Below are 13,484 nucleotides of genomic sequence, written 5' to 3' on the forward strand. Positions count from 1 at the left end.
GAGGACTGGCTCACAGGACCTGGAGGAACCGCTTCAGCTCGAACGGCGTGACCTGCGACCGGTACGCGTCCCACTCCTGGCGCTTGTTGCGCAGCACGAAGTCGAACACGTGCTCGCCCAGGGTCTCGGCGACGAGCTCGGACGTCTCCATGATCTGGATCGCGGCGTCGAGCGACTGCGGCAGCGGCTTGATCCCGAGCGCGCGGCGCTCTGCGTCGGTCAGCTCCCACACGTCGTCCTCGGTGGCCTCGGGCAGCTCGTAGCCCTCCTCGATGCCCTTGAGGCCCGCCGCGAGGATGACCGCGTACGCGAGGTACGGGTTGGTCGCGGAGTCCAGCGCGCGGTACTCGATCCGGCTCGAGTTCCCCTTGCCCGGCTTGTACATGGGCACGCGCACGAGCGCCGAGCGGTTGTTGTGGCCCCAACACACGTAGCTCGGGGCCTCGGCCCCGCCCCACAGGCGCTTGTACGAGTTGACGTACTGGTTCGTGATCGCGGTGATCTCCGCCGCGTGGACCAGCAGGCCCGCGATGAACGAGCGCGCCGTCCTCGACAGCTCGAACTGCGCGCCGGGCTCGTGGAACGCGTTGCGGTCCCCCTCGAACAGCGACAGGTGCGTGTGCATCCCCGAGCCGGGCTGGTCCGCCATGGGCTTGGGCATGAACGACGCGAAGACCCCCTGCTCCAGGGCGACCTCCTTGACGACCGTGCGGAACGTCATGAGGTTGTCGGCCGTCGTCAGGGCGTCGGCGTAGCGCAGGTCGATCTCGTTCTGGCCGGGGCCCGCCTCGTGGTGGGAGAACTCGACCGAGATGCCCATCGACTCGAGCATCGTGATCGCGGCGCGGCGGAAGTCGTGCGTCGATCCCCGGGCCAGGTGGTCGAAGTACCCGCCCTGGTCGACCGGCACGAGCGGCGCCGAGGCGTCGGCCGGGTGGTTGAAGAGGTAGAACTCGACCTCGGGGTGCGTGTAGAACGTGAAGCCCTTGTCGCTCGCCTTGGCGAGCGCGCGCTTGAGCACGTTGCGCGAGTCGGCGAGCGAGGGCTCGCCGTCCGGGGTGAGGATGTCGCAGAACATCCTCGCGGTCCCGTGCCGCTCCCCGCGCCACGGGAGCACCTGGAACGTGGTGGGGTCGGGGCGCGCGATCATGTCGGCCTCGTACACACGAGTGAGGCCCTCGATCGAGCTGCCGTCGAAGCCGATGCCCTCCGCGAACGCGGACTCGAGCTCCGCGGGAGCCACGGCGACCGACTTGAGCATCCCCAGCACGTCGGTGAACCAGAGACGGATGAAGCGGATGTCGCGCTCCTCGACCGTGCGGAGCACGAACTCCTGCTGCCTGTCCATGGGCTACATCCTGCCTGAAGAGTGTGACGAGCGGGTTACGTCGCGCCCTGACGCGGCCGACGTGTCCCCAGCGTGCCACGACCGGCGCAGGTCGGGGGCGGGTGGGCACCTGACCGGCGGGTTCGCATAGGCTGGCGGGCATGGCAGACCTGCGGATCGCCCTCGCACAGATCGACACGTGCGTGGGAGCGATCGACCAGAACACGGCGGCGATCCTCGAGTGGACCAGGCGGGCGGCCGGCGAGGGCGCCGACGTCGTGGCCTTCCCCGAGATGACCCTCACGGGCTACCCCATCGAGGACCTCGCGCTGCGCGCCTCGTTCCGTCGCGCGGCCTGGGACGCGGCGGCCGACGTCGCCGCCCAGCTCGAGCGCGAGGGCCTGGGTCACGTGACGGTCGTCCTGGGCACCGTGGGCACCTCCGAGACCGCGCTACCGCGCGGCGCGGGTGCCGCCGAGCGCGAGGCGTCGGGCTCTCCCACCGACCTCCCGACCAACCGAGCGGTCGCGATCCAGCACGGGAAGGTCGTCGCGTCCTACGACAAGCACCACCTGCCGAACTACGGCGTGTTCGACGAGTTCCGCATCTTCGCCCCCGGCACCGAGCCGCTCGTCCTGGAGATCGCCGGTCGCTCGGTCGGCATCGTGATCTGCGAGGACATCTGGCAGGACGGCGGCCCCGTCGCGACGCTCGGCGCGCTCGACGAGGCCGGGCACGGGATCGACCTGCTCCTCGTGCTCAACGGCTCGCCCTACGAGGAGGGCAAGGGGCACGTCCGCACCGACCTCGCCGCGCGTCGGGCGCGCGAGGTGGACGCCCCGGTCGCGTACGTCAACATGGTCGGCGGCCAGGACGACCTGGTGTTCGACGGCGGGTCGTTCGTCGTCGGGCCCGACGGCGCGCTGCTCACCTCGGCGCCGCAGTTCGTCGAGGACCTGCTGGTCTGGGACCTGCCCGAGCGAACCTCGTCCGCCGGCGACGCCGCGGCGATCACCTACCCGACGGGCCGCGTCGCGGCCCCGTTGCCCCCCGACGAGGAGGTGTACCGGGCCTGCGTCACGGGCCTGGCCGGGTACGTGCGCAAGAACGGCTTCCGGTCGATCGTCCTGGGCCTGTCGGGCGGGATCGACTCGGCGCTGTCCGCGACGATCGCGGCCGACGCGATCGGCGGGCAGAACGTCGTCGGCGTCTCGATGCCCTCGACGTACTCGTCGGAGCACAGCAAGGACGACGCCGCCGACCTCGCCAAGAGGCTCGGCGCCGACTACCGCGTGCAGCCCATCGCGCCCATGGTCGACGCCTTCCAGGGTCAGCTCGCGCTCGAGGGCGTCGCCGAGGAGAACCTCCAGGCGCGCGTGCGCGGCGTGGTCCTCATGGCGATCTCCAACCGCGAGGGCCACCTCGTCATCGCCCCCGGCAACAAGTCCGAGCTCGCCGTCGGGTACGCGACCATCTACGACGCGGGCAGCATCGGCGGGTACGCGCCGCTCAAGGACGTCGACAAGTCGCGCGTGTGGGCCCTCGCCCGGTGGCGCAACAACGCCGCGCTCGAAGCGGGCGAGATCCCCCCGATCCCCGAGTCCTCGATCACCAAGCCGCCCTCGGCCGAGCTGCGCCCCGGCCAGACCGACCAGGACTCCCTGCCCCCCTACGACCTGCTCGACGAGGTCCTCGACGCGTACATCGAGCACGCCGAGGGGCGCGCCGAGCTGCTCGCGCGCGGGTTCGACCCCGAGGTCGTCGACAAGGTCGTGACGCTCGTCGACCGCGCCGAGTGGAAGCGCCGCCAGTACCCGCTCGGCCCCAAGGTCACGTCGCTGGCCTTCGGCCGCGACCGTCGCCTGCCCGTCACGTCCCGCTGGCGCGAGCCGGTCGAGTAGCCCGACCGGCAGGCCCGCGCGCCCGTCGCACGCCACCCATCCGCTTCCCGAACGACCGGCCCGCCGACCACCGACGGGCCGCACGACCTGGAGAGACGAGAGCATGTCCGCACACACCCAGCCCGGCCAGACCCCGGCCACGCCCGTCAAGCGCTTCCGCGTCCACCACCTCGCGGAGGCCAAGGCGCGGCACGAGAAGCTCACGATGCTCACCGCGTACGACGCGGCGACCGCCCGCATCTTCGACGAGGCGGGCATCGACATGCTCCTCGTCGGGGACTCGATCGGGAACACCATGCACGGTCACCAGACCACGCTGCCCGTGACGGTCGACGACATGATCCCGGCCGCGCGCGGCGTCGCCCGGGCAGCCCGTCGCGCGCTCGTGATCGTCGACCTGCCGTTCGGCTCGTACGAGGCCGGGCCCGAGCAGGCCCTCGCGACGGGCGTGCGCATCATGAAGGAGACGGGCGCGCACGCGGTCAAGCTCGAGGGCGGGCGCCGCTCGGCCGCGCAGATCCGTGCGCTGACCGACGCGGGCATCCCCGTCGTCGCGCACCTGGGGTTCACGCCCCAGTCGGAGAACATCCTGGGTGGGCCGCGCGTGCAGGGCCGCGGGGACGAGGCCGCGGAGATCCTGTGCGAGGACGCCCTCGCGGTCACGGACGCCGGGGCAGTGGCCCTCGTCCTGGAGATGGTCCCGGTCGAGGTCGCCGCGCGCGTCACCGAGATCGTGCGCATCCCGACCATCGGCATCGGCGCCGGCCCTGACTGCGACGGCCAGGTCCTCGTCTGGACCGATCTCGCGGGCATGACCGAGTGGTCGCCGCGCTTCGCCAAGCGCTTCGCGGAGATCGGCGAGGCCCTGGGCAGGGCCGCGCAGGACTACGCGGCCGAGGTCAAGGGCGGGACGTTCCCGGACGCGGCGCACAGCTTCGAGAAGTAGCGCTCCCCCGCCCGACGGCGGCGCGCGCCCGGGTGCACCGGTGCACCCGGGCGAGCGGCGCCGTCGGGCAGGACGTCACCGGTCCTGCTCGCGCTCGCGCTCCTCCTCGTCCCACGCCTCGGAGCGAGCACGCGCGAGCTCGAGCGCCTTGGCCGCGGCCTCACGCGTCGGGTACGGCCCCATGCGCGACGACCACGTCGACTGCGGGCCCTTCGACACCTCGCCCGTGCGCGTGTCGAAGTAGTACTGGTCTTCGGTGGCCGGGTCACCGTCGTCGGAGAATCGTTCCTTCGTCATGGGACGATCCTGCCGCACCGACGCGTCCTCGCGCGCGACGGGCGGACGCGCGCGGCGAGGATGGACGACCCGGCGGTGCTCACCTCCGTAGACTGGCACGATGCCCGGTTCACCCGCCCTGACCGCCCCGCGCGGACCTCTGGTCCCCGGGACGGTCTCACCGCCACGCGCCGTGCCGCGCTCGATCGCGCGACCCGAGTACGTCGGGAAGCCCGGCCCGCAGCCGTTCACGGGCGACGACGTCGTGGACCCCGAGACGCTCGACCGCATCCGCGTCGCGAGCCGCATCGCGGCCCAGGCCCTCGCCGAGGTCGGGATGCACGTCGCCCCGGGGGTGACCACCGACGAGCTCGACCGCATCGGGCACGAGTTCCTCCTCGACCACGGCGCCTACCCCTCGACGCTGGGCTACCGCGGGTTCCCCAAGTCCCTGTGCACGTCCCTCAACGAGGTCGTGTGCCACGGGATCCCCGACTCGACCGAGATGGTCGAGGGGGACATCGTCAACGTCGACATCACCGCGTACATCGGCGGCGTCCACGGCGACAACAACGCGACCTTCGCGGCCGGCGAGATCAGCGAGGAGGCCGCGCTGCTCGTCCAGCGCACGCGCGAGTCCCTCGACCGGGCCATCAAGGCCGTGCGCCCCGGGCGCGAGGTCAACGTCCTGGGCCGCGTCATCGAGAAGTACGCGCACCGCCACGGGTACGGCGTGGTGCGCGAGTACACCGGTCACGGCGTCGGGGAGGCCTTCCACTCGGGCCTCGTGATCCCGCACTACGACGCGGCCCCCGACCACGACACCATCATCGAACCAGGGATGGTCTTCACCATCGAACCCATGCTGACGCTGGGCGGCCCCGAGTGGCAGATGTGGGACGACGGGTGGACCGTAGTCACCGCGGACCGGTCACTGACCGCCCAGTTCGAGCACACCCTGGTCGTCACCGAAGACGGAGCGGAGATCCTGACCCTGCCATGAGCAAGCACTCACACCACCACCACGGCCTCGCGTTCGGGATCGACGTCGGCGGCAGCGGCATCAAGGGCGCGCCGGTCGACCTCTCGACGGGCGAGTTCGCCCAGGAGCGCCACCGCATCCCGACGCCGCAGCCCTCGACCCCCGAGGCCGTCGCCAAGGTCATCGCCGAGCTCGTCGACGAGTACGACCTGCCGCACGACGTCCCGATCGGCGTCGCGTTCCCCGGGCCCATCCGCCACGGCGTCATCGGGTTCATCGCGAACCTCGACAAGTCGTGGAAGGGCGTCGACCTGCCCGCGCTGATCAAGAAGGAGACCGGTCGGCACGTCGTCGCCGTCAACGACGCCGACGCCGCGGGGATCGGCGAGGTCCGCTACGGCGCCGCGAAGGACGCGCGCGGCACCGTGCTGCTCGCGACGCTCGGGACGGGCATCGGCAGCGCGCTCGTCGTCGACGGGGTCCTCGTGCCCAACACCGAGCTGGGCCACCTCGAGATCGACGGGTTCGACGCCGAGTCCCGGGCCGCGGAGTCGGCGCGCAGCCGCGAGGACCTCTCGTGGGAGGAGTGGGCCGCGCGGCTCCAGCGCTACTTCGACGTCGTCGAGATGCTCTTCTCTCCCGACCTCATCGTGGTCGGTGGCGGGATCTCCAAGCACCACGAGAACTTCCTGCCGCTGCTCGACCTCAAGGCGCCGATCGTCCCCGCGAAGCTGCGCAACGCGGCGGGGATCGTCGGGGCCGCGGCGCTGGCCGCCGAAGGGGCCGGGCTCGCGTAAGAGCCCGTGCCGGTCGCCCGACGTGCGGTCGGCCTGGCTCGCGCCTGTGGGCCTGGCTCGGTTCGGCCTGACCCGCCCGGCGGGTCAGGCCGACCGGTCGTCCGGGCTCAGACCGTGCTGTGATGCCTGTCCTCGACCGGATGCTCGATCTGGTGGTGCGGCAGCGACGGGAAGATGTCGATCACGCCCAGCATCTCCAGGACGTCGGTCACGACCGTCGGCGGGTTGCGCAGGCTCACCTGGAGCCCTTCCTCGCTGCCGATCGTGTAGAACTGCACCAGGAAGGCGATCCCGGTCGAGTCCATGAACGTCACCTTCGAGGTGTCGATCACCACGGGCACGTCACGGTCCAGGGCGTTCGCCAGGGCCGCACTCGCCTCGCTCCGCAGGGCGACGTCGATCTCGCCCCACATGTCCACCACGCTCGTGTCGGGCTGCTCGAAGAGCGTGATCCCGCCTGTCGTCGTCGTTGTCCTGCTCGCAGTCATGACGTGAGCCCCCGCTCGTCGCGTTCTCGGCACCCGACGCCTGCAGTGCCGCCAACAGAGCAAGAGTACCCCCTCCAGGCGCCCGCATGACAGCATTCTGGGGATTGCTTTACCTGGAGCGGGCATCAGGTGCATCTCCGGGCGAATCCTCCCCCTGCTCGTGGCGGTCTGACCGGGTCTGCACCACCTGAGCGCACTTTCTCGCGCGAGTGGAGCGCCGTCGTCGTACGGTCGGACGACCTGCCACGACCCGACCCGAGAGGTGGACACCATGCCCAGGCGAGACCCCGGCCCGTCCGTCAAGGACAAGGAGCTGTACGAGTCGCTGCGCGACGAGGGGAACTCGAAGGAGAAGTCCGCGCGGATCGCGAACGCGGCCGCCGCGTCGTCCCGGAGCGAGGTCGGGGCCAAGGGAGGCTCCTCACCCGCCTACGAGGACTGGAGCGTCGCCGAGCTGCGCAAGCGCGCCCGCGAGGTCGGCGTCGAGGGCCGCTCGACCATGCGCAAGGGCGAGCTCATCTCCGCGCTGCGGAACCACTGAGCGGGGCAGCCGGATGAACAGAGGGGCCGACGCCGGCGGCCCCGCGGGATCGGGCACCTCGGGCGACGGGGCCGGCACCGGGCAGCCCGATGGCGTGCGGGACCGCCCGCGCCACGACTCGCGGGACGAGACCGACGACGAGCGGGCCGACCGGAACTGGGCCGAGCTTCTCCAGGAGCTGCGCGTCACGCAGATGGGCGTGCAGATCCTCACCGGCTTCCTGCTCACGCTGCCGTTCCAGCAGCGTTTCGGCGAGCTCGACTCCGCGCAGCGCAACGTCTACCTGTGCCTCGTGGTGCTCTCGGTGCTCGCGACGGGGCTCCTCGTGGCCCCCGTCTCGCTGCACCGCATGCTGTTCCGCCAGCACCTCAAAGCGCGGCTCGTCACGTCGGCCGACCGGCTGGCGCGGGTGGGGCTCGTGGTCCTCGCGCTCGTCGTCACGGGGACGGTGCTGCTGATCTTCGACGTCGTCGTCGGCTGGACGGCCGCGGTCATCGCAGCGGTCGGCGCACTCGTGCTGTTCGCGCTGCTGTGGGTCGCGCTGCCGCTCGGGCTGATGCGGCGGGCGCGAGCGGGCGACGCGTAGGACGAGCGGGCGACGAGTAGCCGGTCGCGGCGTTCAGACCCGGTGGTCGTAGACGGCCTCGACGGCCTCGTACGCGGCCTCGCCCGGCACCAGGTTGAGCATGGTCATGCGCCCGCCGCCGCCCTCGACCGGCGCGACGAAGATCTGCCAGCCCCAGTCGGGGCCCTCCGGGGCCGCGTAGCTCCCCGTGAGTCGCACGACGCCGTCGTCCCCCACCGTCCCACTGAAGAGCATCCACGCGGGCGACGAGTGCCACGAGTCGAGCCACACCGCCGACACCCCCTCCTCGCCCGAGCCGCCGCTCAGGAGGAGCAGCCCCTCCTGGGGTGCGTCGCCGTCGGACCACGTGTACGCGAGCGATACGTACTCGCGCGCCGTGACCGTGACCGACGCGGTCGCGGCCGACGCGACGAACTCGTCGGTCGGGAGGAGACGCTGGCGGTGCACGCCCTGCCACTGCCCCACGAGGGGAGCCAAGCACTCGACGATCCTCATACCGCCAGCCTACTGACGGGCTGAGGTGGAGGACAGGGGCGTGCACTGGGGCCTCCGGCGACGCCGGGTCGGAGGTGAGGGCGGATGAGTCGGGCTTGGCCCACCTGGAGTTCTCGTCTGCACAGCAGACCAGAACTGCCGAATCGAATTGCTCCGGGCTATTGCGACTTCGGACGATGTGAACGCTTCACACCCACCTCTCTCCATCCATGCGCACGCAGCGGAAAGGCCAGAGCCGCCGGGGCGTCACCCCGCTGGGTGAACTTCGCAGATCGCTCTGGCACGGACGTACGAGCAGGCTCTACGGTGCTGGACACCGGCTTCCAATCAGGGGGAGCCTCACGGCGAAGGAGCCGAAATGGCAAAGGTCAGCGCGTACCACTCGAGGAACGCCTCGGACCCGGACGTCTATCACGATCACAACGACTGTCCCACGGGTCAGCAGATCCCGGCCCACAACCGGCTGCCGGGTACCGGTGGTTTTCGGCGGTGCACGCAGTGCACTAGCAAGGGCTAGCTCCTAGGCGCAAGAGGTCCCCACCCCGTGCGTTTGGAGCGGGGGCCTCTTGCGGGGCCCTCCGAGGCGTCGATTGAGCCAATCTCCGTCAGACACAGATCTTCGGTAGCAAGCAATCAACACGCAACCTTCGACCCCTGCGCTAGACCGATTGACCCCGCGCTTCTGTCTTCAGGGCAGTCTCAGGCAGATCTGAGGGACACGCATTCGTTCACGAGCGGACTCTCGGAGAAGTCCGCACCCAACCGCAAGACACCATCTGTGCGGACTGTCGCGACCTCCTGACCGCGTCTTCGCAGGTCAGCGAGGTGAGGGCGGATGAGTCGGTCGGTACGCCGGGTTCTGTCCCCGCGCGCGGTTGCCCCCGCACGGGTGACGGCCATCCATCTACGACGTACGTTGCCGCACGCCTCCAGCGGTCTACCCGACTGTGCTTCTCATCAGAGAATCGGGCGGGCCGCCCTCCAACACAGTCTGTCTGACCTTGCTCCAGGTGGGGTTTACCTAGCCGGACCAGTCACCTGGCCCGCTGGTGGTCTCTTACACCACCGTTTCACCCTTACCGCCCGCGACCGGAGTCGTGGGAGGCGGTCTGTTCTCTGTGGCACTGTCCCGCGGGTCACCCCGGGTGGGCGTTACCCACCACCTTGCCCTGTGGAGCCCGGACGTTCCTCGGCGACGCCACGAGGGCGCCGACGCGGCCGTCTGACCGACTCATCCGCTCACGCAGCCTACACGTCCACGCGGTAGCCCAGCGCGAGCTCGTCGCCGCTCTTGCCGCGGATGCCCCAGCTCTCGGGCGGGCTCTCGAGGATGACGACCTCGAGGTCGTCCGCCGCCAGTCCCAGGAAGGGCGCGACGTCGTCGAACATCGCGGCGATGAGCGCCCGCTTGGCCTCGCGCGAGCGGCCCGTGAAGCACACCACCTCGATCACGAGGTACGCGTCACTGCGCTGCGGCGCGACCAGGTCGCCGTCCTCCATGAGGAGGAAGCGGTGGAACCGCTTGTCCTTCGGGAGCCCCCAGGCGCCGACGACCGCGCGGTGGATCGCGTCGGAGATGTCCTCGCGCTTCATCTCCCAGACCGTGCGGGTGCCGTAGATCTTGACCTGGACCATGCGGCACAACCTAGCGCCGCAGCCCGGGGTGTGCCACGGGTGACCATCGCCACGCGCGCGACGGGCAGGAGGGCCGCCGCGCCCGCCCTAGAGTGGCGGTGTGCTTCTGCTCCTGCCGCCCTCCGAGGGAAAGTCCGTGCCCGACGACGGCGCTCCCCTCGACCTCACGTCCCTCAGCTCGCCGCCGCTCACCCGGCACCGCAAGGCCGTGCTCAAGGCGCTCGTCGCCGCGAGCAGGCGACGTGACGCGCTCGACGTCCTGGGCGTGAGCAGCGGGCTCGCCGACGAGGTGGCGCGCAACGTGTCGCTCACCACCGCACCGACCGCTCCCGCCGCGGAGATCTACAGCGGGGTGCTGTACGCCGCCGCCGGCCTGGCCGACCTGCCGCCCGCCGCTGCGGCGCGGGCCGAGGAATCGGTGCGGATCGTGTCGGCGCTGTGGGGCGCGGTCTCCCCCGCCGACCGCATCCCCGCCTACCGGCTGTCGATGGGCACCAAGCTCCCGCCGCTCGGGGCGCTCGCCCCGTCGTGGCGCCCCCACCTCGCCGCAGCCCTGGACCCGCGGGCGACCGGCGACGTCGTGATCGACTGCCGCTCGGCGCCCTACGCGGCCGCGTGGAAGGTGCCCGCCGGGGCCGAGCACGTCGCGGTGCGGGTGCTGCGCGAGCTCGACGGCAAGCGCAGCGTGGTGTCGCACAACGCCAAGCACACGCGCGGCGTCCTCACCGGACACCTGCTGACACGCGCCGAGCCCGTGCACACGGCCGACGAGCTGCTCAAGGCCGCGTACGAGCTGGTCGGGACCGCGCTGCTCGACGCGACGCTGCTCCCCGGGGCGCGCGGTGCGTCGACGCTGGAGCTCGTCGTCTCCTGAGGTTCTGTCGAAGCCGTGCGACCTGACGGTGCCGCGCATGCTCGAGACCGGGGCGTCAGGTCGCCGAGGACGAGGTTCCGCGTGGTCGAGAACGAGGTGGAGGTCGATGGGGGCCTCATGGCGACCTCGAGGTCGTTCTCGGCACCGGGCGCGCACTGGCGCGCGGGGGGCTCAGGGCTCGCTCGGGCACCCGACGACGGTCAGCTCGGTCGCGCCGTCGGCCCACAGCCGCACGATGCTCACCGACCCCGGCGGAACCCGGAAGCCCGCCCAGCGCGAGGGCGGTGCCTCGATCGCCCGCCCGACGGCGGCGCGCACCTGCACCGCGTGACCCACCACGACCACGGTCCGACCAGTGCCCTGCGCGAGAAGATCCTGCAGCCCGGCCCAGACCCGGTCCCCGACGTCAGCCATCGACTCTCCGCCCGGCGCCACCTCGGTGCCCGAGACGAGCCACTGCTCGGGATGCCCGTCCCAGCGCTCGGCGATCTGGCCAGCCGTCAGTCCTTCCCACTCGCCGAAGTGGACCTCGGCGAAGCGCTCGTCGGTGCGGACGTGCAGGCCCAGTCGGCGGCTCACCGCCCGCGCGGTCTCCTGCGCACGGACCATGGGCGACGCGACGATCTCGGTCGGCTTCGGCAGGTCGGTCCAGCGGTCCCGACCGACGCGATAGATCAGGTCGGCCGCCTGGGCGGCCTGTACCCGACCCCGCGCCGTGAGCGACGGGCCAGGGACCGATGAGCCCGAGTACGCCCCCGCGACGGTGAGCGGCGTCTGGCCGTGCCGGACCAGGACGACGGTCAACGGCTCGGCACCGTCGAACCGGGCGCGGGCCCCCGAGGGGCGCGTGGGTGTGTCGAAACCAGGGCCAGCAGCGACGGCACCGGGCGCACCGCTCGCGTCGGCCGGCTCCTCGACTGCCGGGTCCGGGTCCGCCTGCCCCTGGTCGGTCACAGGTGTGGTGTCGGCCGCCGAGTAGTCGTGGGCGATCTCGCCGCGCGAGTCCATGACCTGGTTCGCGAGGGCGTCGGCATCGGAGTTGTCGGCGCGCGGCACCCACTCGTAGGTGACCTGCGACGCGGGCAGGATCAGCGCCGCCTCGGCCGCGAGCCGCCGCATGTCCTCGTGCTTGATCTTCCAGCGTCCCGACATCTGCTCGACGACGAGCTTGGAGTCCATGCGGACGACGACGCGCGCCTCGGGGTCGATCTTCCGCGCGGCGTCGAGCCCCGCGACCAGCCCGGAGTACTCGGCGACGTTGTTCGATACGACGCCGAGGTACCGAGCACGTTCGGCCAGCACCTCGCCCGTCAGGGCGTCGCGGACGAGCGCACCGTATCCCGCAGGACCGGGGTTGCCGCGCGATCCCCCGTCCGCCTCGACGATCAACGTCCTACCCATGCCTCGTCCTCCACGTCTGCCATCGTCCTGTCGATCCGCTCGGTCGGTGTGCCCGGTCGGCCGGTCGGTCGGACCGGTCGGTCGGTCGGTCTGACCGGCCGTCCGTCCGTCCCGGGCGAACGTCGCTGTCCGGACCCACCTGAGTCACAGTTCATGGCCGGGACCCGCACCGAGCGGTCGCCTCAGTGTTCCTCGCCCGGGCTGCTGGCGTCGAACCGACGGCGTTGGAGGCACTCCCCGCAGCGGCTGGCTGCGGGGCCGCTGGCTCGCCGGGTCGCTGGCTGGCTGATCGCTGGCTGGCACCGAGATGCTGCTCGTTGTCGCTCGTGAGTGCTGCCGGGCGACAACGAGCAGCATCTCGTTCAGTCGAGGGGCTCGGTGACGAGGCGGGAGCGGGCTTCGTGGATGGTCAGGGGCGGGGCGGTGGTCGTGGTGTGGGCGGTGCCGGTGATGGGAGTCCAGGTGGCGGAGCCGGTGATCTGGAAGCGGCCGTGCCAGGTCGTGGCCAAGGTGATGGTCGCGGTAGCTTCCTGGGTGTAGACGTGCGCCACGGTGTGGTGGGGGTAGGCCTGGCCCGGGTCCGAGGTCGTCACGGGCGTGGTGCCGTCGTCGTAGTCCCAGGTGAAGCTGACCGGCGTGGCCTCGATCGTGACGGGGATACCCAGCAAGATCGTCGTGAACGTCTGGGGTGTGGGCCTGGTATAGGTGATCGTGTCGACGTTGACCAGGGTCCAGCCGTCAGGGGGCTGGATCGTGACCGGGGACGGGGCGATCGTCAGGCGCTGGAACTCGGCCTCGGCCAGGGGCGCCAGGTCCACTGCGGCCAGGCAGTCCCCCGGATCGGCCGGGTTCTGCAGCTCCCAACCGGACAGGCCACTGATCGTGCCGTCCGGATTGTTGACCCAGGTCTGCTTGAAGATCGGGTCCAACGCGACCTGCTCCGCATCGCACGCCACGACCAGTGCCCCCTCACGCTCCCCCGGCCCGCACGCCCCCACCTGCCCCTTGGTCGTCGGGAAGTCATCCGTGAAACAGATCGACGCGGGCATCCGCCGAAACTCCTCCGACGCTGGCGAACCATCCGCATTCCGCGGCCGATGCGCCGATCCGTCGGCGGACACATCGACAGCCTTGACGTCGATTGAGTCGTTCTCCGCCTTGCTATCGAAGTCGATGGAGCTCGATGCTGCAAGGAGGCCACCGATAAGAGTCGAGGTTGTCACCGCCGTCGCCAC

General features: G+C 71.1%; 14 protein-coding genes and 1 other RNA gene. 7 read left to right on the plus strand and 8 right to left on the minus strand.

The annotated features are described in order from the left end of the window. Positions 1–10: 10 nt before the first annotated feature. Positions 11–1,348: a glutamine synthetase family protein gene (locus tag JOD48_RS12075; protein WP_204809233.1), complete on the minus strand. Its 1,338-nt coding sequence runs from the start codon at positions 1,346–1,348 to the stop codon at positions 11–13. Between the two features lie 140 nt (positions 1,349–1,488). Between JOD48_RS12075 and JOD48_RS12080 the strand changes: the two genes are divergently transcribed. Both JOD48_RS12080 and panB read left to right on the plus strand, forming a co-directional pair. Beyond that, positions 1,489–3,228, plus strand: a complete 1,740-nt coding sequence (locus JOD48_RS12080; protein WP_204809235.1) for an NAD+ synthase — start codon at positions 1,489–1,491, stop codon at positions 3,226–3,228. A gap of 103 nt (positions 3,229–3,331) precedes the next feature. Further along, a complete protein-coding gene (gene panB / locus JOD48_RS12085; RefSeq protein ID WP_204809237.1) occupies positions 3,332–4,174 on the plus strand; it encodes a 3-methyl-2-oxobutanoate hydroxymethyltransferase in 843 nt (280 codons plus the stop codon). A gap of 75 nt (positions 4,175–4,249) precedes the next feature. Here panB and JOD48_RS12090 read toward each other — a convergent pair whose 3' ends face one another. Then, positions 4,250–4,471, minus strand: coding sequence for an SPOR domain-containing protein (locus tag JOD48_RS12090; RefSeq protein ID WP_138824166.1), 222 nt, complete (start codon positions 4,469–4,471; stop codon positions 4,250–4,252). A gap of 100 nt (positions 4,472–4,571) precedes the next feature. On the opposite strand from JOD48_RS12090, the gene map reads away from it, so the two are divergent. After that, positions 4,572–5,453 (plus strand): type I methionyl aminopeptidase, encoded by an 882-nt coding sequence (map, locus tag JOD48_RS12095; protein WP_204809240.1) that lies wholly within the window; start codon positions 4,572–4,574, stop codon positions 5,451–5,453. After that, positions 5,450–6,229, plus strand: coding sequence for a polyphosphate--glucose phosphotransferase (gene ppgK, locus JOD48_RS12100; protein ID WP_191789038.1), 780 nt, complete (start codon positions 5,450–5,452; stop codon positions 6,227–6,229). Before map ends, ppgK begins: the two co-directional genes overlap by 4 nt. A gap of 107 nt (positions 6,230–6,336) precedes the next feature. Here the strand turns inward: ppgK and JOD48_RS12105 are convergent, their stop codons facing one another. Continuing rightward, complete coding sequence (locus JOD48_RS12105; RefSeq protein WP_204809242.1) at positions 6,337–6,717, minus strand: STAS domain-containing protein; 381 nt, start codon at positions 6,715–6,717, stop codon at positions 6,337–6,339. A 271-nt stretch (positions 6,718–6,988) separates the two neighbouring features. On the opposite strand from JOD48_RS12105, the gene JOD48_RS12110 reads away from it, so the two are divergent. Then, positions 6,989–7,258, plus strand: coding sequence for a DUF7218 family protein (locus tag JOD48_RS12110; protein ID WP_191789036.1), 270 nt, complete (start codon positions 6,989–6,991; stop codon positions 7,256–7,258). Between the two features lie 13 nt (positions 7,259–7,271). Then, positions 7,272–7,844, plus strand: coding sequence for a DUF6328 family protein (locus JOD48_RS12115; protein WP_239527401.1), 573 nt, complete (start codon positions 7,272–7,274; stop codon positions 7,842–7,844). A gap of 33 nt (positions 7,845–7,877) precedes the next feature. Here the strand turns inward: JOD48_RS12115 and JOD48_RS12120 are convergent, their stop codons facing one another. The 3 genes from JOD48_RS12120 to JOD48_RS12130 all read right to left on the minus strand — a co-directional run bounded on the left by JOD48_RS12120 (position 7,878) and on the right by JOD48_RS12130 (position 9,974). Then, a complete protein-coding gene (locus JOD48_RS12120) occupies positions 7,878–8,339 on the minus strand; it encodes a DUF1579 family protein (RefSeq protein ID WP_204809244.1) in 462 nt (153 codons plus the stop codon). An 832-nt stretch (positions 8,340–9,171) separates the two neighbouring features. Next, positions 9,172–9,573: RNase P RNA component class A (gene rnpB / locus JOD48_RS12125), an RNA gene on the minus strand. A 14-nt stretch (positions 9,574–9,587) separates the two neighbouring features. Beyond that, positions 9,588–9,974, minus strand: a complete 387-nt coding sequence (locus tag JOD48_RS12130; protein ID WP_204809246.1) for a tautomerase family protein — start codon at positions 9,972–9,974, stop codon at positions 9,588–9,590. Positions 9,975–10,074: 100 nt separating this feature from the next. Here JOD48_RS12130 and JOD48_RS12135 point away from each other — a divergent pair, with 100 nt between their 5' ends. Continuing rightward, on the plus strand, positions 10,075–10,848 hold the full coding sequence (locus tag JOD48_RS12135) for a YaaA family protein (protein ID WP_204809248.1): 774 nt from the start codon (positions 10,075–10,077) through the stop codon (positions 10,846–10,848). Between the two features lie 171 nt (positions 10,849–11,019). Here the strand turns inward: JOD48_RS12135 and JOD48_RS12140 are convergent, their stop codons facing one another. Then, complete coding sequence (locus JOD48_RS12140) at positions 11,020–12,249, minus strand: bifunctional RNase H/acid phosphatase (RefSeq protein ID WP_204809250.1); 1,230 nt, start codon at positions 12,247–12,249, stop codon at positions 11,020–11,022. 362 nt (positions 12,250–12,611) lie between these two features. Next, the gene (locus JOD48_RS12145) at positions 12,612–13,484 is read right to left on the minus strand and encodes a hypothetical protein (protein ID WP_204809252.1); all 873 of its coding nucleotides are present in this window, start codon (positions 13,482–13,484) and stop codon (positions 12,612–12,614) included.

Source organism: Oerskovia paurometabola, assembly GCF_016907365.1.
GTDB classification, from domain to species: Bacteria; Actinomycetota; Actinomycetes; order Actinomycetales; family Cellulomonadaceae; genus Oerskovia; species Oerskovia paurometabola.

Coding starts and splice junctions, on each gene's coding strand:
- JOD48_RS12075 (WP_204809233.1), bottom strand. CDS start 1,348: ATGGACAGGCAGCAGGAGTTCGTGCTCCGCACGGTCGAGGAGCGCGAC.
- JOD48_RS12080 (WP_204809235.1), top strand. CDS start 1,489: ATGGCAGACCTGCGGATCGCCCTCGCACAGATCGACACGTGCGTGGGA.
- panB (WP_204809237.1), top strand. CDS start 3,332: ATGTCCGCACACACCCAGCCCGGCCAGACCCCGGCCACGCCCGTCAAG.
- JOD48_RS12090 (WP_138824166.1), bottom strand. CDS start 4,471: ATGACGAAGGAACGATTCTCCGACGACGGTGACCCGGCCACCGAAGAC.
- map (WP_204809240.1), top strand. CDS start 4,572: ATGCCCGGTTCACCCGCCCTGACCGCCCCGCGCGGACCTCTGGTCCCC.
- ppgK (WP_191789038.1), top strand. CDS start 5,450: ATGAGCAAGCACTCACACCACCACCACGGCCTCGCGTTCGGGATCGAC.
- JOD48_RS12105 (WP_204809242.1), bottom strand. CDS start 6,717: ATGACTGCGAGCAGGACAACGACGACGACAGGCGGGATCACGCTCTTC.
- JOD48_RS12110 (WP_191789036.1), top strand. CDS start 6,989: ATGCCCAGGCGAGACCCCGGCCCGTCCGTCAAGGACAAGGAGCTGTAC.
- JOD48_RS12115 (WP_239527401.1), top strand. CDS start 7,272: ATGAACAGAGGGGCCGACGCCGGCGGCCCCGCGGGATCGGGCACCTCG.
- JOD48_RS12120 (WP_204809244.1), bottom strand. CDS start 8,339: ATGAGGATCGTCGAGTGCTTGGCTCCCCTCGTGGGGCAGTGGCAGGGC.
- JOD48_RS12130 (WP_204809246.1), bottom strand. CDS start 9,974: ATGGTCCAGGTCAAGATCTACGGCACCCGCACGGTCTGGGAGATGAAG.
- JOD48_RS12140 (WP_204809250.1), bottom strand. CDS start 12,249: ATGGGTAGGACGTTGATCGTCGAGGCGGACGGGGGATCGCGCGGCAAC.